Below are 25,086 nucleotides of genomic sequence, written 5' to 3'. Positions count from 1 at the left end.
CAATGTCTTAAAATTGGTTGTACTATTTTTGGGTAAAATTATAGTGATGAAGAATTATTTTATTTTACTTTTTTTGGTTTCTAATTTCACCTTTGCCAATGATATATATTGGTCTAAAACTGGACATAGGGTTGTTGGTGAAGTAGCAGAACAGCATTTAACCAAAAAGGCAAAACGCGCCATTGAAGATTTATTAGAAGGGGAGAGTTTGGCTGCAGTTGCAAATTTTGCCGATGAAATAAAATCTGACAGAGCTTATCGTAAATTCAGTGCGTGGCATTACGTAAATATTCCTTTTGGTAAAATCTATGCAGAAATAGAGAAGAACGAATATGGAGATTTAGTTCAAGGGGTTAATACTTGTATTGAAGTGATAAAGGACGAGAATAGTAGTAAAGAAGATAAAGCCTTTTATTTAAAATTCTTGGTTCATTTAATTGGTGATCTACACCAACCCATGCACGTAGGCAGGGCAGAGGACAAAGGCGGTAATGATGTACAATTACAATGGTTTGGTAAAGGAACCAACTTGCATAGGGTATGGGATTCTAATATGATCGATGAAAACGGAATGAGCTTTACAGAGCTTGCAACAGAATACCCTGAAATGTCAAAGCAACAAATAAAATTTTTACAGAGCGGAAGCTTGCTTGATTGGGTAGAAGAATCTCATTTATTGGCAGAGCAGGTTTATGCCTCTGTTGAGACAGGTGAAAAATTGAGCTATCGGTATAGTTATGATTGGTGGCATACCGTAGAAGATCAATTGCAAAAAGGAGGAGTTAGGTTAGCTGCTGTTTTAAACGAGACTTTTAAATAAAAAGACAGCCGGTTACCGTTTAGTTATTTTATTGCCCGTAATATGTCTTTGTCGGGAACACCTAAATCTGCCCATTTCATAGGAGCGTAATTTGGCATGTTTAGTAGCACGACCTTGTACGCGTTTACGCCACATTCTAAAACTACTTGGTTTCATTTCGCGACGCATAACTTCTATAGTTTCTTGTTCGCTAATGCCAAATTGAAAGGTAATGGCTTCAAATGGCGTACGGTCTTCCCAGGCCATTTCAATAATACGGTCTAATTCTATTTCTGTAAATTCTTTTATCATAGCATTATAAAGGTACTACATCATCATAAATTGTATAGAACAGATTACCATTTTTTTGTAGTTCAATAAAAATAGGGAATAAAAAAAAGCAATTCGGTTAATGCATTTACACACCATTCGGAAGCTTTAAGTCATGGGTACTATATATAAGGTATAACTAACTATTGCACAACAACATTCTTTAGTTCATTCCTGTACTCTGAAGGATTTTGACCTGTAAATGCTTTAAAAGATTTATTGAAGTGAGAAAAATTATTAAATCCACATTCAAAACAAACTTCTGTAATACTCATTGGCTTTTCTGCAAGTAGCTTAGAAGCATGCACTAATCTGTATTCGTTAACGAATTGCACATATGTTTTATTTGTAATTTTTTTAAAGTACCTACAAAAAGATGGTATGGTCATGCTCACCATAGAAGATATCTCCTCTAAAGTCAGTTCTTCTTTAAAATTATTTTTAACATGGTTGAATACAATATTAATACGGTCATTGTCCTTTACATCCGTGGTAAATGAAAATCCTTCCGCATTTAACATTCGCATGTCATTAGAATTGCTGAGCTCATTTAAAATATTTAGGATAGAAAGTAATCTTTGAAAATCTGTTTGATATTCTAAGACCTCCATTTTATCTCCTATTTTTAGTTTCGTTTTCCCGGAAAAGGCAATTCCGCCACTGGCACTATTGAACAGGCTTTCTATTTTCTTCATTTCAGGTAGCTTAAAGAAATCTGCTCCTAGAAAATCTAACTTCATTTGTACAACCGTTTCACTTGTGTTACCTGTAAGTGCGTCTGTAAATCCACAATGGGGAAGATTACTACCTATTAATATAAGGTCGCCGTTGGTGTAGTAAGATACGTGGCTACCAATTTGTCTTTTACCAGACCCACCGTTTACATATACCAACTCAAGCTCTGGGTGGTAGTGCCAAAGGTTATTTTTATTCAGTCTATGCTCATCAAATTTCTGATAAGTGAATGATTTACCGAAATCTGGCTTAATAGCTTCAAATGTAGGTTTTTGCTTTACCATGATACTAGGGGCTATACGATATAATTAAACCTTCTATGTTTTGTGTTCTTTGCAAAATTAACCAAAACATGTGTAATATTAACCAAAGGGTACTTAACATTATGTTAAGTGGTTAAAATAGCATATAAATGGGGAAAATATGATGTAGTGAGGATTTTATAACGACCGTATGTTTGCAGTGTAAATTATCATTAACCTTTAAAATAATTTATTATGAAAAACCTAGTAAAATTCACATCAATTGTTGCTTTTATGTTTGCTACTGTCATAGGTATAGCAAGAGAGCCAAAATTAAACCTATTATCTACAGGTAAATCCAAGAGTGTGGTTTTAACTATGAATGCATCTACCAATGGTGTTCAGGTTAAGTTAATGGATTCTGATTTAAACGTTATTTATTCTGAAAAAATGACGGAAGGTCAGTTTAGCAAGAAATTGAATCTTAAAGATTTGACAGATGGAGTATATTTCTTATCTGCCGATGATCATATGAAAGAATATTCATATACAATCGTTTTAGATAACGATGATGTAAAAGTTGTAGAATCTGATGAGGAAATTAAGCCTTTCTTTAGAAAGACCAATAACATGATTTTCATGAACTATTTAAATTTAGATAGATCAGAATTATCTATTAAAATTTACGATATAGACAGTAGAACAGTATTTACACAAGAAGTAGCAGATGAGTTGATTGTTGAGAAAGCATTCAATTTCACAGATGCTTTCCCGGGTACCTATACGGTTACAGTGAAGTCGGCTGGTAAAACGTATACTGAAGAGTTTGTTGTTAATTAAGTTGATTTAAGTTGATTTAAGATGGGGACGGGAGCGTCCCCTTTTTTTTTGCTATAATTTTAGGTACCTAAATGCCCAATACATTAAAGCAATTTGTAATGGCAATCTTAATAAAAGTAACCATTTAGGAAAACCGGCACTTGCCTTGTCACTTGATAACATATAAAAATGCACTAATAAGAATACGGCAAGCATTGCTATAATGCCATAAATGGATAGGTTTTTCGTCTCTTTAAAAAACAGACCGATACCTAATAAAATTTCGGCCACACCACTTAGAAACACCAAAGGTTTGTGAAAAGGAAGGTATCTAGGCATAATTCTAAGATATACCTTAGGTTTTATAAAATGCATAATACCCGCAATAATATAGATTGCGCCCATTACATATAAATGCCACGGATAAGTCATACGGAATTTTAAAGTTTAAGAATTAGGCTTTGGTGTTTGCCGTAATCCAATTCAATATTTTTTCTTCAAGTAACGCCAGCGGTACACAGCCTACTTCTAGCACTTTTTCGTGAAATACCTTGATATCAAAATCGTTCCCTAGTTTAGTTTCGGCTTTAGCTCGTAGTTCCATGATTTTTAACTGACCTATTTTATAGGATAAAGCCTGACCAGGATTCGCCATATAGCGTTCTATTTCAGAAGTAATGCTAGCTTCAGATTCTGCCTCGTTATCTAAAGAATATTGAATAGCCTTTTCTCTAGACCACCCTTTAGAATGTAGACCAGTGTCTATGACCAAACGAATGGCACGGTGCATTTCAGCTCCAAGCATACCAAAATACTGATATGGATCTGTGTATAGCCCTAGTTCTTTACCTAAAGATTCTGTATACAAGGCCCAGCCTTCACCATAGGCACTATACCAAAGTGTCTTTCTAAATTCAGGTAAATTTTCATTTTCTTGTGTCAGTGAAATTTGAAAGTGGTGGCCCGGTATAGCTTCATGCAAGAATAAATCTTCATCAGAATAGCTGTTGTATGAAGTAATCTCAGGAATAGGTACATAAAAAATACCTGGTCTGGTACCATCTAAAGAACCAGGGTTGTATTCCGCGCTGGCAGAAGCTTCTCTAAAAGCCTCGGTACGTCTTACCTCGAACGGGGTTTTAGGCTGTTTGCTGAACAAAGCATTTACCTTTGGCATCATTTTCTTATGAATGGCGTTAAAATTGTCAATAACCTCTTGGGGATCTTTAAAAGGCATCAATTCTTTTTTATTACGTACTTCTTTGAAGAACGCTTTTAGGTTTCCTTTAAAACCAACTTGCTTTTTTACAGCTTTCATTTCAGCACTAATTCTAGCTACTTCTTTTAATCCAATTTCATGAATCTCTGAAGCTGTCATATTAGTTGTTGTGTATAGTTTGATTTGATGTGCGTAATAGGCATCGCCACCTGGTATTCCTTGTATACCACTAGTTTCTCTACCGGCATTTAAATATTCCGTAGCCATAAAATCATGCAATTCTTTGTAGGCCGGAATTATTTTTTTGGTGATAACAGTCCTGTAAATTTCGGTTAACCTTTCTTTATCGGAATCTGAAAAATCAGCTGGAAAGTTTTTAACAGGAGTATAGAATAAGTTATCTTCAAATTCAGTATTTGCCACGCTAGCAAGTTGCGGTAAAACTTTTATGATCAAAGACTTAGGTAATACGTTTTTAGCGGTTATGCCTGCTTGCATCTTAGATTTGGCAGAATGCAGCCATAATTCATAGTCTTCTAAACGCTTGCTCCAATTTACGTAATCATCTGTAGTTTTAAAAGGTTGTGCACTTGTACCACCAGCTAATTGCCCCATCATTAAATTCATGGACCACATTTGATCAATGGGAGTATATTGCTCAAAAGCCAATCCTTCTAAATTTACTTCACATTCCCATTTTAAAATTGATTTGGACATTAACTCGCTCTCAGAAAGTTGGGCATTGTCAAATTTCTTTGCGTTTTCTAAATAGGTTTGGTAGTAATTCACCAGTTTTTCCTTATAGCTTTCAGAAAGAAAATTTGGTAACGTGTCATTATAGCTATTGTTACCTTGAAAAGTAGCGTTTAACGGATTCAATTTTAATCCGTCATCATAATAATGAGCCAATAGGGTCATAAAACCAATATTATGTATGGTAGGGTTAGAAGAAACTTCCCCGTTGGTTCTTAGTTGCGCTTGGGTATAAAGCCCAATGGTTAGGACAAATGCTATAATTATATTCTTCATTAATGTGTATTAAAATTAAGAAAGGTATTTCTTGAATTTGTCCTTTTTGTATTGTGGAACGGCTTGGTTGGTCATAAACAGTGCAAGCAAATCTTGAGATTTTTCTTTCGCAAATATCAATTCATAGAATTGTTGAGAAGTAAGTGTGTTTTTAGATTGTTCCACTAGTTTAAAGTCGTCACCAGCCGATACATGACCTTCTTCTAGTATTTTTAAATACGTGCCAGGGTGATTATGGGTAATAAATTCTTTTAGTATTTTTTGTGTGCCAAAGCGAATTCCAAGTTTATAACAAGGCTCTCGTGGCTGGGAAACTTGTACCAGGGCATCGCCAATTTTGTAAATATCACCAATACGAATTTTAGATTCATCAAGATCTTCAACGGTTAAGTTTTCACCAAACATGCCCCAGTCCCATGCTAATTTTGGGTACAGCTGTTTCCAATACTCATAGTAATCTGCAGAAAAAATATAACAGGCTTTATGTATACCTCCATGATGTACACGGTCTATTACGGTATCATCTTTAACATCATTTTTGGCTAAAAATAAACCTTTAGAAATAGGATATTTGTATATGCCCGTTTGCTCTGTGGCACCATTCCATTCAATAGTAACTGGGCTCCCTAAGTTCGTAGAAATCACCTTCATATGGTGAAGATAGAAAAAGCGTTTCAGAATTTGCTAAAACATCAAATTTCTTTACTAGTATTCTAGCATTTATGAATGGAAATAGCTGGTATGATAAATAGGTTGTTTTTCAATTAAAAAGCCACTACATTTTTTGTAGTGGCTTTTCTAAAAATTAAAGGAAATGGAAATTACTTCACCATTTCATAGCTACGCTTAATGAAATCTGTTAAAGCTTTACCTTTAAGTAAGCCTTTAGATAACTTCGCCAAGTCTAGTGACTGATTGATTAATCGCTCTTTTTTCTTCGCTGTCTTTGTATTTAAAAACTCGCTAACCAATGGGTGATTCGTATTAACGATTAGGTTGTACATCTCTGGCATGGCACCCATACCAAACATACCACCGCCACCGCCGGTCTGTTGCATTTCTTTCATTCGACGCATAAACTCAGGCTCCGTAATTGTGAACGGAGAAGAATCACTATCCATAGCTTCTAATTGAACCGTAAAGCTCTTATCTGTAATTGCTTCTTCCAATTCTTTCTTAAGAGTCTCTTTTTCATCGTCAGATAATTTAGAGATTTGAGTTTCTTCTTTCTGAATCAATTTGTCAATATGATCAGCATCTACACGAGCAAAAGAAATATTCTCTTTAGAACCTTCTAGCTTTTGCATTAAGTGACCGATAATTGGCGAATCTAACAACAATACTTCGTAACCTTTAGCCTTCGCAGTTTCAATGTAACTGTGTTGCGCTTCTTTGTCAGATGCGTAAAGGATAACTGTTTTTCCGTCTTTATCTGTTTGCGTGTCTTTTATTTTCTCTTGTAACTCTTCAAACGTAAAGTAAGAACCATCTACTGTTGGGTAAAGTGCAAACTTATCTGCCTTATCAAAGAATTTATCTTCAGAAAGCATTCCATATTCAATAACGATTTTAATATCGTTCCACTTTGCTTCAAACTCGGCACGGTCATTTTTGAACAACGAGTTCATTTTATCGGCAACCTTTCTGGTGATGTAAGAAGAGATTTTCTTTACGGCACCATCTGCTTGCAAATAGGAACGAGAAACGTTTAACGGAATATCTGGAGAATCAATAACCCCTCGTAACATGGTCAAGAATTCTGGTACAATACCTTCTACATTGTCGGTTACAAATACCTGATTTTGGTACAGTTGAATTCTATCTTTCTGCTGATTTAAATCATTAGAAAGTTTTGGGAAATATAGAATACCGGTAAGGTTAAAAGGATAATCTACATTTAAATGAATATGAAACAAAGGCTCCTCAAACTGCATTGGGTAAAGCTCTCTGTAAAAACTCTTATAGTCTTCTGGCTTTAATTCTGCTGGTTGCTTTGTCCACGCCGGGTTAGGGTTGTTAATAATATTGTCAACCTCTTGTGTTGGCGCAGGGTCTTCTTCTTTTGCCCCTTCAGGTTTTGGTAAGGTTTCTGTCTTCATTCCAAACTTGATCGGAATAGGCATAAACTTGTTATACTTACTTAGTAGGCTGTTGATTTTACCATCTTCTAAAAATTCGGTAGAATCATCTGCAATATGAAGTATGATTTCTGTACCACGAGTTTCTTTTTCAGCTGGCTCCATTATAAATTCTGGAGAACCGTCACAAGACCAATGTACTGCCGGTTCGTCTTTAAAACTCTTGGTAATAATCTCTACTTTATGGGCAACCATAAAGGCAGAATAGAACCCAAGTCCAAAATGACCAATAATTCCTGAATCTTTAGCTGTATCTTCATACTTGTTTAAAAACTCCTCAGCACCAGAAAAAGCTACTTCATTAATATATTTCTTAACTTCTTCCTCTGTCATACCAAGACCTTGGTCAATGATATGTAGTTTCTTTCCTTCCTTGTCTGCTTTAACCTCAATAATAGGGTTGCCATATTCAACCTTTGCCTCGCCAATAGTGGTCAAGTGCTTCATTTTTAAGGTTGCATCTGTTGCGTTTGAAATTAATTCTCTTAGAAAAATTTCATGATCACTGTACAAGAACTTCTTGATCAGTGGAAAAATGTTGTCTACGGACACATTAATTTTACCTGTTGCCATTTCTTATATTTTTTATACCACAGTCAGTGCGGCCATTGTTAATAATGATTGTTCGTTGCTATTGGTCAAAAAAAATACCACAATAGGTTATTGTGACAAACTGACAGTTTGTTGCATGTGAAAGTTTAACAAATATTTTTGTTTAATTTATACTTAAAAAAGTTAAACATAATGTATATTTGTGATGTGGTTATGAAAAAGTGCTATGAAAAAGAATTTTAATCATAACCATATGTTGATTATTTATTGGTTAGGTTGTTTAGGAACGTGCTATCACCTGATAGCACGTTTTTATTAAATATAAGCTAATGTTTCATAAAACTTCTAACTGTGAAATCTGCATTGTACCTTATATTCAAATAATTAGATATGTCTGCTAAAGCTAAAAAGATAACAAGAGATTCAATCATTACAATGTTTATGGACTACGTGCTTGAGCACGAGCAATTGCCAAAGACAGTCTATAAGTTTTGTAAAGTAAACGCCATAGAAGAATCTAATTTTTATTTGTACTACGGTTCAATTGATGCGCTTAAAAAGGGTATTTGGAATACCTTCTTTGAAAATACAATTACTGTGATTCATAAAAATGCCGAGTATAAAGATTTTACCAATAGGGATAAAATGCTCACTTTCTTTTATACTTTTTTCGAGGTGCTTACTCTGAATAGAAGCTATGTCTTGTTTGTTATGGATAGTGCCGCTAGTCCCGTTAAGAATCTAGAACAATTAAAAGGTGTAAGAAAAAGTATAAAGGAATTTGCCAAAGGCTTAATTGCTGATGGTAACGCGGGTAAGAATTTAAAAATTACCAAACACAATCCGCAATTATTTTCAGAAGGTGCATGGTTACAGACGATGTTCTTATTAAATTTTTGGAAATCTGATGACTCCGCTTCATTTGAAAAAACAGATGCTGCCATAGAAAAATCTGTCAACACCATTTTTGATGTATTTGACAATACACCTTTAGAGAATATTCTAGATTTCGGGAAATTCCTTTATAAAGAAACCTTTGCTTAAGCTAACACGTACCGTATGAAAACCTTAGATAAAATACCTACCGGAAAAATAGAACGTGCAAGTAAGCTGGTAAAAACCGGAGCCAAAATTGGTGGTAATTATGCCAAGTATTTGGGCAAGAAAATAATTAATCCAGATACTACAAAAGATGAGTTGAACCAAGATAATGCCACAGATATATATGACGGATTAAAATCCTTAAAGGGTAGTGCACTTAAAGTTGCCCAAATGCTGAGCATGGAAAAGAACTTACTGCCAAATGCCTATGTAGAGAAGTTTTCACTATCACAATTTTCAGTTCCCCCTTTATCTGCCCCTTTGGTTCGTAAGACCTTTAAAAAGTATTTGGATAAATATCCTGAAGAGGTTTTTGACACTTTTGATAAAAATTCTATAAATGCCGCCAGTATTGGGCAGGTGCACAAGGCAACCAAAAATGGTAAAAATCTAGCTGTTAAAATTCAATATCCCGGTGTAGCACAAAGTATAAGCAGCGATTTGGCTATAGTGAAACCTATTGCAATTCGCATGTTTAATTTACAAGGGAAGGATTCTGATAAATATTTCAAAGAAGTAGAAAATAAGCTGGTAGAAGAAACAGATTATATATTAGAAGTAGCCCAGAGTAAAGAAATTACAGAGGCGTGTAGCGTAATACCTAATATTAATTTTCCAGAATATTACACGGATCTTTCAAGTCAGCGTATCATTACTATGGACTGGATGACAGGCAAGCATCTGAGTGAATTTACAAAAGCAGGTTTTTCTCAAGCTACGGGAGATAACCTGGGTCAGGCGTTGTGGGATTTTTATATGTTTCAAATTCATGGCTTAAGAAAAGTACATGCAGATCCACACCCGGGTAATTTTTTGGTCAATGATAAAGATGAGCTCGTTGCTATAGATTTTGGCTGTATTAAAGAAGTCCCGGACTCGTTCTATGTTCCTTATTTTGAACTTGCTAGGCCAGAAGTTATAACTGATGATAAACAATTTACCGAGAAACTATATGAGCTTGAAATCTTGATGCCAACAGATACGGCAGAAGAAATAATATTTTTTAAATCTATTTTTCATCAACTGTTAAGCTTATTTACATCACCTTTTCATAATGAAGATTTTAACTTTGGCGATGAAGTATTTTGGGGTAAAATAGCAGACTTGGGAGAGCAGTTTTCTTCAGATAAACAACTACGTAAAATGAATGGTAACAGAGGTTCAAAACACTTCTTGTATATGAACCGTACATTTTTTGGCTTATATAATCTGTTACATGACTTAAAGGCAAATATTAGAGTAAACGATTATAAGAAATATTTGAATTAATAAATATCTTGTATTTCTTACCGTAGATGATTGTTATATTTTCAAAAAGATTTGTTAATAGTTGTTTATATTGCAATACTAATTCTACCTGAGTTTGATCAGGATTAAAATATTACTATGTATAATTCAAAAATAATCGGCTTAGGTCATTATGTACCTGAAAACGTAGTGACAAATGATGATTTGTCAAAAGTGATGGATACCAACGATGCTTGGATCCAAGAAAGAACCGGTATTAAGGAAAGAAGACATGTAGTTAGAGGTGATGGTGACACTACCACAACTATGGGTGTTAAAGCTGCTAAAATTGCTATAGAAAGAGCGGGTATAGATAAAGATGATATTGATTTTATTGTATTTGCTACTTTGAGTCCAGATTATTATTTCCCTGGTCCAGGTGTATTGGTACAACGAGATTTAGGTATTAAATCTGTAGGGGCGTTAGATGTACGTAATCAATGTTCTGGGTTTGTGTATGCAGTATCTATTGCAGATCAGTATATTAAAACGGGTATGTACAAGAATGTACTGGTTATAGGTTCAGAACTACATTCTCACGGATTGGACATGACCACCAGGGGTAGGGGCGTATCGGTAATTTTTGGAGATGGTGCCGGTGCGGCAATTTTGACCAGGGAGGAAGATACCACCAAAGGTATTTTATCTACACATCTACATTCAGAAGGGCAACATGCAGAAGAACTTTCCTTAATTGCACCAGGTATGGGTAATAGATGGGTTACGGATATCATGGAAGATAATGATCCTAATGATGAATCTTACTTTCCCCATATGAACGGTCAATTCGTATTTAAAAACGCAGTTGTTCGTTTCAGTGAAGTTATTGTAGAAGGTTTGGAGAAAAACAAATTGAAGGCAACTGATATTGATTTGTTGGTACCGCATCAAGCCAATTTGAGAATATCTCAATTCATTCAAAAGAAATTTCAGTTAAGTGATGACCAAGTTTTTAATAATATCATGAAATATGGTAATACTACAGCTGCATCTATTCCTATTGCACTTACAGAAGCATGGGAAGAAGGTAAGGTGAAAAGCGGAGACGTAGTAGTTTTGGCTGCATTTGGTAGTGGTTTTACCTGGGGCAGTGTAATAATAAAGTGGTAAAAAAAAATCACCCATAGTTGTGGCTATGGGTGTTATATAGTTTTACTTAATAAGAAAAAAACCAACCAATCTTCTTTATCAACCATCCCTATACAAAGTAATAGACGTAATTATGTTCTAAATTTTACTTCATTCTTCGTTTTTTAATTAAAAAATGGAATGCAGTTATTGTGGAAAGTTTTTTTGCCAAGTACGAAAAGAAGAAACCCGGACATTCCAAAATAAATTGGAAGCCGGGTTTCAAATGCTGATAGGCTATGCTAAACACTAACCATTAACTATAAACATATAGCGTTACCAACAATTTTTTTAACTCATAAGAGTATCTAATTTACTAAGAGACGAAATATTGTCTTATTAGTTACATAATAGTGAACTTTTAACATTTTTTTATCATGAAAAAGACCCTAGTATTCGGAGCCTCCTTAAAACCAAATCGATATAGCAATTTAGCGATACATAGACTGGTAGATTCGGGGGTAGAAACCTTAGCTTATGGATTAAGGGAAGGTGAGGTTTCCGGTGTCAATATCTATAATAATTTAGACAAAATTAGTGATATTCATACAATAACCCTGTATTTAAATCCAAAAAGGCAAGAAGAATATTATGATAGTATTGTTTCTTTAGCGCCAAAACGGGTTATTTTTAATCCTGGGACTGAAAACTTAAATTTTTATAAAGTATTGGAAAATAATAATATAGAGGTAGATGTGGCATGTACCTTGGTGCTTTTAAGTACGGGTCAATATTAAGTGATATCGTTGAACTTATAAGATGTGTTTTTTTTACGAATAAGCCATAATCCCACAAATGTTAGCAGACCGTTTAAGGGTAAAAGTTCATAACCAAAGACATAGCCGCCAAAATAGTCACTAGGTAACTTTGCTAATATTAAAATTATTGACACGCAAATAAGGGCTACAACCCAAACATATTTGTCTTTTACTTGGTGTTTGGTAAATATGCCAAAAGAGAATAATCCTAACAAAGGACCATAGGTATAAGAGGCAACGGTAAGAAGGCCATCAATAACATTTCTGTCTAAAATATATTTAAAAGAAATAACGACTAGAATTAGCAAAACGCTCATACCAATATGCGTAATTCTTCGGGTCTTTTTAGCTAACTGTTTAGATTTTTTTTCTGTGCCAAGAAAGTCTACGCAAAAGGAGGTAGTTAATGAGGTAAGGGCACTATCCGCACTGCTGTATGCTGCAGCAATTAAACCTAGCATAAAAGTTACAGCTACGGTTATGCCTAATCCACTGTTCAGGGCAATTTCTGGAAATAATAGATCTGATTTGGGTGAGCCATCCATCGTTGGTATTGCAATATGGTGTGCATCTGCATAGATGAAAAGTAGTGCGCCCAATAACATAAAAATAAAAGTAACGACAACCAATACTATGCTGAAACTGAGCATGTTTTTTTGTGCTTCCCCCAAATTTCTACAGGTCAGGTTTTTTTGCATCATATCTTGATCAAGTCCCGTCATGCAAATTGTTATGAACATTCCACCTAAAAATGATTTTACCAAATGATTTTTAGAGGAAAGATCGTCGGTAAAAAATGTCTTGCTGTACTGTCCTAATTCTGGCGAGTTTAAAAATTCAATGAATGTCCAGTCCATTTTATCTAGAATAAAGTAGATAGATAATCCTACGGAAATTAACATGAATAAAGTTTGTAGGGTATCGGTCCAGACAATTGTTTTTATTCCGCCTTTAAAAGTATATATCCAAATAAGTAGAATAGAAAGAATAACGGTAATTTCAAACGGAACGTTCCAAGCATCGAAAACAAACTGTTGTAAAACAATAGCGACTAGGAACAAACGAAACGCCGCGCCAAGAACACGAGAGATAAAGAATGAAATAGCACCAACTTTATAGCTGACAAAACCAAACCTATCATCTAAATACTCATAAATAGAGGTTACATTTTGCTTGTAATAAATTGGTAATAATACAAAGGCTGTTACTATATAGCCTAGGAAGTAACCAAAGACAACTTGCATGTAGCTAAACTGAGAAGCATTTACCCAACCCGGTACAGAAATAAATGTTACTCCAGATAGTGACGCTCCTACCATGCCAAAAGCTACTAAAAACCAGGGTGATTGTTTGCCTGCCTTAAAAAAATCTTCATTAGAATCATTTTTGCCGGTGAAGTATGAAATAATCAATAGCAGTACAAAGTAACCGGTAATCAATAATAAGATATGCGAGGCGTTCATGGTTTAAAATTTGCGGCAAAGTACAAAAAGTTAAATGACGATTGTTAAAGATATCATGGCTATTGAATAAAGGAAAAATAGATTTTTCAGGTAAGGCAAAATATATTAGGGTTAATGATGTTGGTCTTTTTGTTAAATTTTAAGAAAACTATACGATAGGTTTTTCAAGTTTAATTGTAAATTTATGGCCATATTAGCCTATGGATTTTTCGTCGAAATTATTGGAAAACGCAGTGTATGAAGTTTCTCAGCTTCCGGGTATTGGTAAACGAACCGCACTACGTTTGGTATTACACTTATTAAAACAACCAGAGCAACGTACAGAAAATCTTTCCACGTCCTTGGTAGCTTTAAGGGGTAAAATTCAGTTTTGTGAAAATTGCCATAATATCTCAGACACTACCATGTGTGAAATTTGTGCAAACCCTAAAAGAGATAATGCATTGGTATGTGTTGTTGAAGATATTAGAGACGTAATGGCAATTGAGAATACCGGTCAATTCAGGGGGAAATATCATGTATTAGGTGGTAAAATTTCGCCAATGGAAGGTGTAGGGCCTCAAAATTTAAAAATAGGTTCCTTAGTAGATAAAGTGAAAAAGGGCGTAATAAAGGAGTTGATTTTTGCGTTGAGTTCTACCATGGAGGGTGATACCACCAATTTTTATATTTTTAGGCAAATAGAAGGGGTAGATATTAAAACATCTACAATAGCAAGAGGAATAGCAGTTGGTGATGAATTAGAATATGCAGATGAGGTCACTTTAGGGAGAAGTATCTTAAATAGAGTGCCATTTGAAGGGTCGCTTAGGCAAGATTAGTACTCATTTTTCGTTTAAATATCAATAAAAAGGTATTTATTTTATTATTTTTGCAAAAAATATAAACAAAACAAGCTTTAAATTATCGATATGTCAAAATTTGAATTGAAACTACCACGTATGGGAGAGAGTGTTGCAGAAGCAACATTGACGTCATGGTTGAAAGAGGTAGGTGATACGATTGAAATGGACGAGGCCATTTTTGAAATTGCTACAGATAAGGTTGATAGTGAAGTGCCAAGTGAAGTTGATGGTGTTTTAATAGAGAAGTGCTTTAATGTTGATGATGTGGTAGAGGTTGGACAAACCGTAGCTATAATTCAAATAGGCGACGATGTTGATGTAAATGAAGCTACGGAGGTTGTGCAAGATATGGAAGAGCCGGAGCCAGTTCTTCAAGAAATGGTTGCATCTGCTGAATCTGCAGTTATGCATGCTAGGGCAGAGACATCGACAACTCAATTTAATAGTAGCTCTGAGCGATTTTACTCTCCATTGGTTAAAAACATAGCAAAAGAAGAAGGTATTTCTTTTGATGTGCTAGAGACCATTTCAGGCACAGGAAAGGACGGAAGGGTAACTAAGGATGATATTTTAAATTACGTTAAAAACGGTAAAAATAAGTCGGTTGAAAAGGCTGCGCCAGAAGAAAGAGTCGACGTTCAAGAAAATGTAGATGCGCCCGCATCGGATAAAGATGCAGCCCCTGTCGCTACTGATAAAGTGAAATCTACCGTTCCGGAAAGTACTTCTGCTTCGGATAATTCAAAAATACAGGTTCCGCATGGCGATGAGGTGATACCTATGACGAGAATGGGCAAGTTAATTGCCAAGCATATGGCAGATAGTGTAGCAACATCTGCACATGTTCAGAGTTTTATAGAAGTAGATGTAACCAATATCGTTACATGGCGTAACAAAATTAAAGACGCTTTCTTTAAAAGAGAAGGTGAGAAGTTCACGTTTACTCCAATTTTTATGGAGGCCATTGCCATGGCGTTAAAGAAATATCCTATGATGAATATTTCTGTTGATGGTGATACTGTCATAAAAAAGAAGCATATAAATATAGGGATGGCCGCAGCGCTGCCAGATGGTAATTTAATAGTTCCGGTAATTAAAAATGCCGATCAGTTAAATTTATTGGGTATAGCTAAAGTAGTAAATGACCTTGCAAATCGTTCTAGAAACAATGCACTGAAGCCAGATGAAGTTCAGGGCGGTACCTATACGGTAACCAATGTTGGTACGTTTGGCAGTGTGTTTGGAACTCCAATAATTAATCAGCCTCAAGTAGGTATTATGGCATTGGGAGCTATTAGAAAAATCCCTTCGGTGATTGAAACTTCAGAAGGTGATGCAATTGCAATACGTAGCAAAATGTATTTATCTCATAGCTATGACCATAGGGTGGTCAATGGTGCTTTGGGTAGTATGTTCGCAAAGGCTGTAGCAGATTATTTAGAAGATTGGGACGTTAATAGAGAGGTATAAACCTAAAGAGAAATTATAATTATAGTACCCTGTTATACATCATGTATAACAGGGTATTTTTTGTAATAAAATGGTTTTTAGGTCCTTATGTAGTTCACTGTGAGTTTAATAAAAAGGAAGTACTTTTAGGATTAACCAAAGTTTTCCTTAGATTTTTAATTTTGAAATAAAATTAATCACAAGTAACTTTATGTGCCTAATAAACGAAAGTGTATTTTTGTTAAAAGGAAAACTTGTATGGAATTAAAGCTTACCAGGCCTATTTGCTTCTTTGATTTAGAGACAACAGGAATCAATGTAGCAAAGGATCGTATTGTAGAAATAGCAATTTTAAAGGTATATCCTAACGGAAATAAAGAAAGCAAAACATGGTTGGTCAATCCTGAGATGGTAATACCAGAAGAAGTGATTGCCGTTCATGGCATTACCAATGAAAAGGTTGCCAACGAGCCAACTTTCAAAGAACTTTCAAAAGAAATTTATAAGATTATAAAAGATAGTGATTTAGGCGGATTCAATTCTGACCGATTTGATATCCCTTTATTGGCAGAAGAATTATTGCGGGCGGATATTGACTTTGATATGAAAAATACGGTATCGGTAGATGTACAGACAATTTTTCATAAAATGGAAAAGCGTACGCTAGAGGCTGCGTATAAATTTTATTGTGATAAGGATCTTACAGATGCCCATAGTGCGGCGGCAGATACGAATGCTACCTATGAAGTGTTGCTTTCTCAATTAGATAGGTATCCTGATTTAGAAAACAACATTAAAAAACTATCAGAATTCTCAAGAAGAAAGCAATCTGTAGACTTTGCAGGATTTATAGCTATGGACGAAGAAGGGGAGGAAGTTTTCTCGTTTGGTAAGCATAAAGGAAAAAAAGTACATGCAGTTTTAGAAAAGGAGCCAGGTTATTTTGGTTGGATGCTTAATGCTGATTTTCCTTTGTACACTAAAAAAATTCTAACTCAAATAAAGTTGAGCAAGCTCAATAATAAATTAAGCTGATCAAATTATTTCTTTGTTTTTCATAGTTTTTTGAATTGTGCTGTGATATGAAAGTGCGGATAAAAGGAAGAGGAGTAGAGTAAGTTTTTGATTATCAATGAAAATTACGGTCGTATGAAAATTATATGCATAGGCAGAAATTATAGTGCACATATTAATGAGCTTAAGAATGAAAGGCCGGAAGAACCGGTTGTTTTTATAAAACCAGATTCATCGGTCTTGCCAAAACAACAAGATTTTTACATTCCTGAATTTTCAAAAGATGTGCATTATGAAGTGGAGGTTTTGGTAAAAATTAAAAAAGTTGGTAAGCATATCAGTAAAGAATTTGCACCTACTTATTATGATGAAGTTGGACTTGGAATTGATTTTACGGCAAGAGATTTACAGTCTAAATTAAAGGAAAAAGGATTACCTTGGGAAAAAGCGAAAGGATTTGATGGTGCTGCGGTAATTGGAAAATGGCTTCCCAAAACTGACTTTGAGGATATTAATAATCTTAATTTTAAGTTGTTTAAGAATGACAAGGTTGTGCAAGAAGGTAATACGAGTTTTATGCTTTGGAAAGTAGATGAAATAATTGCTTATGTTTCAACGTTCTTTATGTTGAAAAAAGGAGATGTTATTTTTACCGGAACACCTGCGGGTGTTGGGAGAATAAGTCCAAATGACTATCTTACGGGTAGTTTGGAGAACAAGGAGCTTTTTACCTTAAAAATTAAGTAATGATTTATAACCTGGATAAGATTAACGAGATGGCGGAAGGAGATCAGGATTTTATAGATTCTGTTATAGCTGTTTTTTTGGAAGAAGTGCCTGAAGATTTAGAAAAAGCCCTGCAGGAAAAAGACCATGACCAAGTGTACAAGCTAGCACATAAAATTAAGCCTAATGTAGATTTGCTGGGAATGGAGCAAACACGTGCCATTGCCTTAGAATTAGAAACTTTGGGTAAGCAAGAGGCCAATATGGCAGAGATTGAGAAAAGATTTCCAATGCTAAAGACCGATATTAATCAGGTGGTGGCAGAATTAAAAAATGATTTCCATTTATAATGCTTGCTGAAATAATTACCATTGGCGATGAAATTCTCATTGGCCAAGTTATTGATACCAACTCCGCATTTATTGGTAAAGAACTAAATAAAATAGGTGTTTCAGTTTATCAGATCACTTCTGTACAGGATGAACGAATACATTTGTTAAATGCCTTTAAAGAAGCATCGGAACGTGTAGATATGGTCATTATAACTGGTGGGCTAGGACCTACCAAAGATGATATCACAAAACATACCTTATGTGAGTTTTTTGGTGATACACTTGTGGAGAATGCAGAGGTATTGGCACATGTAGAAGAGTTGTTTGCGAAACATATAAGTAACACTTCAATATCTGATATTAATAGAATGCAGGCATTGGTGCCTAGTAAAGCTGAAGTTTTGCATAATGCCAATGGTACAGCCCCTGGTATGTTGATTAGGGAGAATGAGGTCACATTTATTTCAATGCCCGGTGTGCCTTTTGAAATGAAGCACCTTTTGACGGAATCTGTGATTCCAAAATTGATGGCTTACTATAAAAGACCACATATTATCCATAGAACAGTAGTTACCTATGGTATGGGGGAAAGCTCAATAGCCAAACGCATAGAGGCTTGGGAAGATGCTTTGCCGGCTAATATAAAATTGGCTTATTTGCCTAATCTAGGTAAGGTGAGGTTACGATTGTCTGGTAAAGGCCCTGACCTTCATGAGCTGGAATCTGCAATGAACGCTGAAATCGATAAATTACATCCCTTGATCAACGATATTGTTTTCAGTCTAGAAGATGATGAAAGTATAGAAGAGATCGTTGCTAAATTATTGACCCGTAAAAAATTAACCTTGTCTACCGCTGAAAGTTTTACCGGTGGTAAAATTGCAGAGAAGATTACATCAATACCGGGTGCTTCCAATTATTTTAAAGGAAGTGTCGTCAGTTATGCTACAGAGGCAAAAATTAATGTATTAAAAGTGCCTAAGGATATTGTCGATAAACATTCTGTTGTGAGTGCAGAAGTTGCTATGGCAATGGCAAAAGGAGCTAAGGAATTGATGAAAACCGACTTTGCAATTGCAACTACGGGTAATGCAGGACCTACAAAAGGAGATTCAAATGCAGAGGTGGGAACGGTGTTTATTGCAATCCATGGTCCAAAGTTAAAATATGTTGAAGAATTTCAAATGGGAAGCACTCGTGAGAGAGTTGTGGAAAAGTCTGTAAATAAGGCGTTTGAGCTTCTTCAAAAAGAAATTTTAAAAATGTGATCTTTATTGTTGTTGAAACGATAAAAAAGATATAAATTTGCACCCTGTTTAAAAGAAAAAGTCAGCACGATGTCAAAAGTTTGTGAAATTACGGGTAAGAAGGCGATGTTTGGAAACAATGTTTCGTTTTCCATTAATAAAACTAGAAGAAGATTTGATGTAAATCTATCTAAAAAACGTTTTTACATTCCAGAAGAAGACCGTTGGATAACACTTAAAGTTTCTGCAAGAGCTTTAAAAAGTATCAATAAAAAAGGTATATCTGCTGTTTTAAAGGAAGCAAAAGCAAAAGGATTAGTTATTAAGTAATCTGGAAAATAGAGCGATAAGATGGCAAAGAAAGGTAATAGAATACAAGTTATATTAGAATGCACTGAGCATAAAGAATCTGGTCAACCAGGTACTTCAAGATATATTACTACCAAAAATAAGAAGAACACTCCTGAGAGATTGGAAATTAAAAAATTCAATCCTATTCTTAAGAGAATGACCGTTCATAAAGAAATTAAATAGATTTTCATTTTAGGGAATCATAAAAAATATTAGTCATGGCTAAGAAGACCGTTGCAAGTTTACAGACAAGTTCTAAAAGATTGACAAAAGCTATAAAAATGGTTAAGTCACCTAAATCAGGTGCTTATGTTTTTGTAGAACAAGTAATGCCACCAGAATTGGTAGATGCTTGGATTGCCAAGAAATAAGAAATATAACTTTTAGTAGTTATTGAGCCCCTTTCCTACGAAAGGGGCTTTTTAATTTTTTATATTTGAATAACCATAGGATAAACAATGAGCTTATTTAAAAAAATATTTTCTTCTCAGAAAAAGGAAACCTTGGATAAAGGTTTGGAAAAAACGAAAACCAGCTTCTTTTCTAAGTTGGGAAAAGCGGTTGCGGGTAAATCTAAAGTTGATGACGATGTTCTGGATAATCTAGAAGAAGTGCTAGTTTCTTCAGATGTTGGTGTAGATACTACTTTAAAAATTATAGAAAGAATAGAAGCAAGGGTTGCTCGTGATAAGTATGTTGGTACAGATGAGTTAAATACCATTCTAAGAGCTGAAATTGCCGGACTTTTATCTGAAACCAATGACAAAGATGTTTCTGAAATACAAATTCCAAAAGACAAAAAACCATATGTAATTATGGTTGTTGGTGTAAATGGTGTAGGTAAAACAACCACTATTGGTAAGTTAGCGCATAGATTTAAAAGTCAAGGTTTAAAAGTTGTGTTAGGTGCTGCAGATACATTTAGAGCAGCTGCAATTGATCAGTTACAAGTTTGGGCTGATCGTGTAGATGTGCCCATTGTAAAACAACAAATGGGCAGTGACCCTGCATCTGTTGCCTTTGATACCTTAAGTTCTGCCGTTACCCAAGATGCAGATGTGGTTATCATAGATACAGCTGGGCGTTTACATAATAAGGTGAACTTAATGAATGAGTTGACTAAAGTTAAGCGTGTAATGCAAAAAGTAGTTGAAGATACACCACATGAAGTATTGTTAGTGCTAGACGGTTCTACGGGGCAAAATGCATTTGAGCAAGCAAAACAATTTACAAAGGCTACAGAGGTAACAGCTTTAGCTATCACCAAATTGGATGGTACGGCAAAAGGTGGTGTGGTCATCGGAATTTCCGATCAGTTTAAAATTCCAGTTAAATATATTGGGGTAGGTGAAGGTATTGAAGATTTACAGGTATTTAATAAGCACGAGTTTGTAGATTCATTCTTTAAAATTTAAAATTGAAATACGGCTGGTTCATACTTCCTTTTTTATTAGGTAATCTGAGCTGGGGGCAAATGAACCACCCAAAAGCTAGTCCGTTGGCTAAAATCGAACAAGAAGTCGGACTTTCAAAAATCACTATAGAATATTCCAGGCCTTCTGCCAGGGGTCGTACTTTATTTGGTAATCAACCTAACGGTGAACCTGGTTTAGTACCTAACGGTCGTATTTGGAGGGTTGGTGCCAATGAATCTACCAAAATCACTTTTACTTCAGATGTATCCATCAACGGTCAAGAACTTAAAAAAGGTACTTACGCCTTGTATGCTTTTCCGGAAATAGAAAAATGGCAAATAGTTTTTCATAAAAATACTACCCATTGGGGAGATGGTAGGGCAAAATACAATGAAGAAGAAGATGCATTACGTATTAATGTAGTTCCCGTGCACAAACAAGACTTTCAAGAGACTTTTCTAATTTCATTAGATGATATTGATCATAACGGAGCATCCATGCATTTAAATTGGGGCACTATACAAGTAGCTATTCCTATTGCTTTTGATACAAAATCTATAATGCAGGAACAGATAGATAAAAATCTGTCAGCAGCACCTAACGCGCAAACCTATTACGAAATTGCAAGGTATTATCAAGAACAGGGAATAAAGTCTAAAGCAGCACTTGGTTTTGTGAATAAGGCAATAGAAATGGGTGGAGATACCTATTATTTTCACAGAGTGAGATCTTTAGTATTGGCAGATTTAAAAAGTTATGACGCTGCAATAAAAGCGTCAAAAATTTCTATAAGGTTAGCTAATAAGGAAGGGAAAGATGAATTTGTTCGCTTGAACAAAAATGATATTAGCCGATGGGAAGCACTACAACCAACCAATAAATAAGGATATGAAAAACCATGTTTTATTATTGATTATCATTTTGTTAAGTGCTTGTAAAAGCGAGCAAGAAACTAAAAAAGAAGAAGTAGTACTTTGGTCACCTTATAATGATTCTATTGAAGTTTCTGCAAATGCCGATCATGAAAATGGACGCATGCAGTACAAATTGATACAATCTAAGGTTTTAGATAAAAATGAAGTATTTCTACCGCTTTACAAAGAAGTTTCTAAGTTGACGGAAGCGGAGTATCAGAAGTTGCTTCCAATGATTTTGGAGCAGGATATTTTTGTAATTCGCAATCACATTAAAGAAGGTAGGCTTACCTATGAAAACCTGGTGTTGTTTTATTTGTATCGCATCTATAAGTATGAACTGGACAATACTACTACCTTAAATACGGTAATAGCTTTAAATAAAGATGTAGTAGAACAAGCAAGGGAGTTAGATCGTTTAAGTGGAAAGGATGTAGCAACCCAAATTCAGCACCCAATTTACGGTATGCCAATTTTGTTGAAAGACAATATTAATACAAAGGGAATGAAAACCACTGCCGGTTCTATTGCCTTAATGGATAATGAAGTAGAGGATTCATTTATAGTTCGGCAATTAAAAAAGAACGGAGCCTTAATTTTAGGTAAGGTTAATTTAAGTGAATGGGCGTATTTTTTATGCTCAGGTTGTCCGGTTGGGTATAGTGCCTATGGTGGTCAAACCCTTAATCCGTATGGGCGTAGTATATTTGAGACAGGTGGGTCAAGTTCCGGTAGTGGCACTGCAGTTGCGGCTAATTATGCAGTTGCGGCAGTAGGTACGGAAACCTCAGGTTCCATTTTGTCACCAAGTAGCCAGAATTCTGTAGTAGGTTTAAAACCTACCATAGGCTTGTTGAGTAGATCAGGTATTGTTCCAATTTCAAGTACATTGGATACTCCGGGTCCAATGACCAAGAATATTAAGGATAATGCTATTTTGTTATCTGCCATGTTAGGCTTTGATGCGTTAGATACTGCATCTGTGGATGATAATTTTCCAGGCATATTATCTGCAGGTTTACATCCAATACCGTTTTCTGAAATGAGATTAGGTGCTATTAAAGAGCTAATGGAAACTGATAGTATTTACCAGCAAACTATTCAAGATTTAAAAGAGGCAGGGGCAACCATAATAGAGTTTACACCACTGGAAGTGGCCATGAATGGTTTTTTAAGCATTCTAAATATTGATATGCGAAATGATTTAAAATCATATCTAAAAAATGAGACCGATCCTGAATTGGTGAAAATCAATTCAATTGCAGATGCGATTTCTTTTAATAATGCAGATTCGCTGGTTAGAATACCGTACGGGCAAGCGTTGTTTCAGGGCATTCTTTCAGATTCTACCACTACTGCTGAATTGGAAGAGATAAAATTGAACCTTCAGACTAACGGACGTATTTTTTTCGACTCGGCGATGGATACATACGAGTTAGATGCTGTACTCTCTATTAATAATTATCATGCCGGTTATGCTGCGGTGGCTAAATATCCTGCCTTGACTATTCCTATGGGTTATAAATTATCAGGTGAGCCAATAAGTTTAACTTTTATAGGAAAACAGTTCTCAGAGGCAAATTTGTTGAGAATTGGTAAATCATATGAAGATAAATTTCATAATCGAGCGCTGCCCAAAGGCTACCAAAACTAAATTTGATTACTTAATATGAAAAGGAGAAGCTTTGTGAAAAAGACCTTTCAGTGGGTAACTGGTTTGGGTTTGTTGACGGGATTATATAGTTGGCAAATAGAACCATTTTGGCTACAATTTGTATATGTTAAAATGCCTTTAAAAAATTTACCTGATGCGCTAGTTGGTAAAACCATCATGCAAATCAGTGATATTCACGTGGGCAATGCTTTTGATTATCAGTACATCATAGATTCGTTTAAAGAAGCCCAAGAGTTACATCCAGATTTTGTGGTATATACGGGAGATTATGTAAGCTATGAAGATGATGGGCAAATAGCCCAATTACAAGAAGTGATGCAACATGTGGTCAAAGGTTCCTTGGGTACTATTGGTGTTTTAGGGAATCATGATTACGGAATAGATTTTATTGAAGAACCTGTAGCTAAGAGAATTACGAAGAGTTTAGAGGCGGTAGGGGTAACCATGTTACGTAATGATGCTGTAGAAATAAACGGACTCAATTTTTTGGGGATGGATGATTATTGGGGAAGTAATTTTTATCCTGAAAAAACTACTGAAAAATATAATCCTGATATAGCAAATATTACCCTTTGTCACAATCCGGATGTATGTGATCTGCCTGTTTGGAATAATTTTAAAGGTTGGATACTTTCTGGTCATACCCATGGCGGACAAGTAAAACCACCTTTTTTACCACCACTTATTTTACCGGTTAAAAATAAAAATTACGACGCCGGTATCAAAGATTTAAAAGATGGTAGAACGCTCTATATCAATAGTGCTTTGGGTTGTCTGCGACAAGTACGCTTTAATGTAAGGCCAGAAATTACCGTATTTGAACTAACCAAAGAAGTTTAAATAAACTTAGTGCTAATCAATAGATTGAATCACGGTATCTGCAGTCAATCTAGATTTTCCTATTTTATTTGGTTGTGTGTCATCATCTAAATGTCTATGACCTAGAGCAACAGAAAAGAGCACTTTATGGTCCTTAATATGTAATATTTCCTTATACTTTTTAGGATCAATACCTTCCATGGGCGTGGAGTCTATATCCATTGTTGCGCAGGCGGCTAAAAAGAACCCTAAAGTAATATAGACTTGTTGTGACAACCAATTTATAGTTTTCTCTTCTGTTTGAGTTTTTACAAATTGCTTGTAAAATTTTATAGAGTTTTCAAGTAGGTTTTCTTCAACACGCTTTTCAAATACTTCAAGATTATCCATTACACTGAATACTACCAAATGGCTGGCATCTTTAATTTTAGAGGCGTTGGAATATGAGGCATGGGCTAAGTCATTTTTCACTTGTTCATTAGAAACGAAGGTGAATAACCAAGGTTGGCTGTTAATGGAAGACGGACTTAGTTTTAAAATATGTTTTAAATCCTCAATCTGCGCATCTGTAATTTTCTTTGTCGCATCAAATTTTTTAGTAGTATATCTTTTCTCAGCAATGCTTTTAAAATCCATCTTACAATTTTATACAAAAATAAGAATACTTATTTGCTAAGTGTCAAATAGGTGCGCAAGATG

Annotated in this window: 27 protein-coding genes; 19 read left to right on the top strand and 8 right to left on the bottom strand. The window is 35.1% G+C overall.

The genetic code is table 11. The annotated features are described in order from the left end of the window. The first annotated feature begins 46 nt into the window (after positions 1-46). Entirely contained in the window at positions 47-820 is a 774-nt protein-coding gene (locus BW936_RS14385; RefSeq protein WP_076549390.1) for a S1/P1 nuclease, read from the top strand. A gap of 12 nt (positions 821-832) precedes the next feature. On the opposite strand, the gene BW936_RS14380 is transcribed toward BW936_RS14385, so the two are convergent. Together BW936_RS14380 and BW936_RS14375 are read right to left on the bottom strand one after the other, a co-directional pair. After that, complete coding sequence (locus BW936_RS14380; RefSeq protein WP_076549303.1) at positions 833-1,111, bottom strand: TIGR03643 family protein; 279 nt, start codon at positions 1,109-1,111, stop codon at positions 833-835. 161 nt (positions 1,112-1,272) lie between these two features. Continuing rightward, complete coding sequence (locus tag BW936_RS14375; protein ID WP_076549301.1) at positions 1,273-2,148, bottom strand: AraC family transcriptional regulator; 876 nt, start codon at positions 2,146-2,148, stop codon at positions 1,273-1,275. Positions 2,149-2,361: 213 nt separating this feature from the next. On the opposite strand from BW936_RS14375, the gene BW936_RS14370 reads away from it, so the two are divergent. Next, on the top strand, positions 2,362-2,946 hold the full coding sequence (locus BW936_RS14370; RefSeq protein WP_076549300.1) for a T9SS type A sorting domain-containing protein: 585 nt from the start codon (positions 2,362-2,364) through the stop codon (positions 2,944-2,946). Positions 2,947-2,997: 51 nt separating this feature from the next. On the opposite strand, the gene BW936_RS14365 is transcribed toward BW936_RS14370, so the two are convergent. From BW936_RS14365 to htpG, 4 genes are all read right to left on the bottom strand, one after another. Next, positions 2,998-3,357, bottom strand: coding sequence for a DoxX family protein (locus BW936_RS14365; RefSeq protein WP_076549298.1), 360 nt, complete (start codon positions 3,355-3,357; stop codon positions 2,998-3,000). A gap of 22 nt (positions 3,358-3,379) precedes the next feature. After that, positions 3,380-5,173: a DUF885 domain-containing protein gene (locus BW936_RS14360; protein ID WP_076549296.1), complete on the bottom strand. Its 1,794-nt coding sequence runs from the start codon at positions 5,171-5,173 to the stop codon at positions 3,380-3,382. Between the two features lie 15 nt (positions 5,174-5,188). Further along, positions 5,189-5,824 (bottom strand): MOSC domain-containing protein, encoded by a 636-nt coding sequence (locus BW936_RS14355; protein ID WP_076549293.1) that lies wholly within the window; start codon positions 5,822-5,824, stop codon positions 5,189-5,191. A gap of 170 nt (positions 5,825-5,994) precedes the next feature. Next, positions 5,995-7,884 (bottom strand): molecular chaperone HtpG, encoded by a 1,890-nt coding sequence (htpG, locus tag BW936_RS14350; protein WP_076549291.1) that lies wholly within the window; start codon positions 7,882-7,884, stop codon positions 5,995-5,997. Positions 7,885-8,253: 369 nt separating this feature from the next. Here htpG and BW936_RS14345 point away from each other — a divergent pair, with 369 nt between their 5' ends. From BW936_RS14345 to BW936_RS14330, 4 genes are all read left to right on the top strand, one after another. Further along, positions 8,254-8,907, top strand: coding sequence for a TetR family transcriptional regulator C-terminal domain-containing protein (locus BW936_RS14345; protein ID WP_076549289.1), 654 nt, complete (start codon positions 8,254-8,256; stop codon positions 8,905-8,907). 15 nt (positions 8,908-8,922) lie between these two features. Beyond that, positions 8,923-10,233, top strand: a complete 1,311-nt coding sequence (locus BW936_RS14340; protein WP_076549288.1) for an ABC1 kinase family protein — start codon at positions 8,923-8,925, stop codon at positions 10,231-10,233. Positions 10,234-10,350: 117 nt separating this feature from the next. Further along, positions 10,351-11,361 (top strand): 3-oxoacyl-ACP synthase III family protein, encoded by a 1,011-nt coding sequence (locus BW936_RS14335; protein ID WP_076549286.1) that lies wholly within the window; start codon positions 10,351-10,353, stop codon positions 11,359-11,361. Positions 11,362-11,756: 395 nt separating this feature from the next. After that, positions 11,757-12,116 carry a CoA-binding protein gene (locus BW936_RS14330; protein WP_076549284.1) on the top strand — a complete coding sequence of 120 codons (360 nt, stop codon included), beginning with the start codon at positions 11,757-11,759 and terminating at the stop codon, positions 12,114-12,116. Here BW936_RS14330 and BW936_RS14325 read toward each other — a convergent pair. Next, positions 12,113-13,600 carry a sodium:solute symporter gene (locus BW936_RS14325; RefSeq protein WP_076549282.1) on the bottom strand — a complete coding sequence of 496 codons (1,488 nt, stop codon included), beginning with the start codon at positions 13,598-13,600 and terminating at the stop codon, positions 12,113-12,115. The two genes, BW936_RS14330 and BW936_RS14325, sit on opposite strands and share 4 nt — an antisense overlap. A 200-nt stretch (positions 13,601-13,800) precedes the next feature. Here BW936_RS14325 and recR point away from each other — a divergent pair, with 200 nt between their 5' ends. The 13 genes from recR (at position 13,801) to BW936_RS14260 (ending at position 24,408) form a co-directional block, all read left to right on the top strand. Next, positions 13,801-14,421 carry a recombination mediator RecR gene (gene recR / locus BW936_RS14320; protein ID WP_076549281.1) on the top strand — a complete coding sequence of 207 codons (621 nt, stop codon included), beginning with the start codon at positions 13,801-13,803 and terminating at the stop codon, positions 14,419-14,421. 90 nt (positions 14,422-14,511) lie between these two features. Beyond that, positions 14,512-15,915 carry a dihydrolipoamide acetyltransferase family protein gene (locus BW936_RS14315; RefSeq protein ID WP_076549279.1) on the top strand — a complete coding sequence of 468 codons (1,404 nt, stop codon included), beginning with the start codon at positions 14,512-14,514 and terminating at the stop codon, positions 15,913-15,915. 237 nt (positions 15,916-16,152) lie between these two features. Further along, positions 16,153-16,929 carry a 3'-5' exonuclease gene (locus tag BW936_RS14310; protein ID WP_076549277.1) on the top strand — a complete coding sequence of 259 codons (777 nt, stop codon included), beginning with the start codon at positions 16,153-16,155 and terminating at the stop codon, positions 16,927-16,929. Positions 16,930-17,043: 114 nt separating this feature from the next. Continuing rightward, positions 17,044-17,655, top strand: a complete 612-nt coding sequence (locus tag BW936_RS14305; RefSeq protein WP_076549275.1) for a fumarylacetoacetate hydrolase family protein — start codon at positions 17,044-17,046, stop codon at positions 17,653-17,655. Then, entirely contained in the window at positions 17,655-17,984 is a 330-nt protein-coding gene (locus tag BW936_RS14300; protein ID WP_076549273.1) for an Hpt domain-containing protein, read from the top strand. The genes BW936_RS14305 and BW936_RS14300 overlap by 1 nt, the downstream gene beginning before the upstream one ends. After that, positions 17,984-19,234, top strand: coding sequence for a competence/damage-inducible protein A (locus tag BW936_RS14295; RefSeq protein WP_076549271.1), 1,251 nt, complete (start codon positions 17,984-17,986; stop codon positions 19,232-19,234). Before BW936_RS14300 ends, BW936_RS14295 begins: the two co-directional genes overlap by 1 nt. 69 nt (positions 19,235-19,303) lie before the next feature. Beyond that, positions 19,304-19,543 (top strand): 50S ribosomal protein L28, encoded by a 240-nt coding sequence (rpmB, locus tag BW936_RS14290; protein ID WP_076549269.1) that lies wholly within the window; start codon positions 19,304-19,306, stop codon positions 19,541-19,543. A gap of 21 nt (positions 19,544-19,564) precedes the next feature. Next, complete coding sequence (gene rpmG / locus BW936_RS14285; RefSeq protein ID WP_058105695.1) at positions 19,565-19,747, top strand: 50S ribosomal protein L33; 183 nt, start codon at positions 19,565-19,567, stop codon at positions 19,745-19,747. Between the two features lie 35 nt (positions 19,748-19,782). Continuing rightward, on the top strand, positions 19,783-19,935 hold the full coding sequence (locus BW936_RS14280; RefSeq protein WP_071340023.1) for a DUF4295 domain-containing protein: 153 nt from the start codon (positions 19,783-19,785) through the stop codon (positions 19,933-19,935). 87 nt (positions 19,936-20,022) lie between these two features. Beyond that, positions 20,023-20,979 (top strand): signal recognition particle-docking protein FtsY, encoded by a 957-nt coding sequence (gene ftsY, locus BW936_RS14275; protein WP_076549267.1) that lies wholly within the window; start codon positions 20,023-20,025, stop codon positions 20,977-20,979. Between the two features lie 2 nt (positions 20,980-20,981). After that, a complete protein-coding gene (locus BW936_RS14270) occupies positions 20,982-21,863 on the top strand; it encodes a DUF2911 domain-containing protein (RefSeq protein ID WP_244156236.1) in 882 nt (293 codons plus the stop codon). 4 nt (positions 21,864-21,867) lie between these two features. Beyond that, a complete protein-coding gene (locus BW936_RS14265; RefSeq protein ID WP_076549385.1) occupies positions 21,868-23,547 on the top strand; it encodes an amidase family protein in 1,680 nt (559 codons plus the stop codon). A gap of 15 nt (positions 23,548-23,562) precedes the next feature. Continuing rightward, positions 23,563-24,408, top strand: a complete 846-nt coding sequence (locus tag BW936_RS14260; protein ID WP_076549265.1) for a metallophosphoesterase — start codon at positions 23,563-23,565, stop codon at positions 24,406-24,408. Between the two features lie 12 nt (positions 24,409-24,420). On the opposite strand, the gene BW936_RS14255 is transcribed toward BW936_RS14260, so the two are convergent. Next, complete coding sequence (locus tag BW936_RS14255; RefSeq protein WP_076549263.1) at positions 24,421-25,023, bottom strand: nitroreductase family protein; 603 nt, start codon at positions 25,021-25,023, stop codon at positions 24,421-24,423. Between the last annotated feature and the right edge of the window lie 63 nt (positions 25,024-25,086).

Origin of the sequence: Maribacter ulvicola (genome assembly GCF_900155985.1) — a bacterium.
Taxonomy (GTDB): Bacteria; Bacteroidota; Bacteroidia; order Flavobacteriales; family Flavobacteriaceae; genus Maribacter; species Maribacter ulvicola.
The sequence above is the reverse complement of the archived record's forward strand: the minus strand, read 5'-3'. Positions and strand labels throughout refer to the sequence as shown.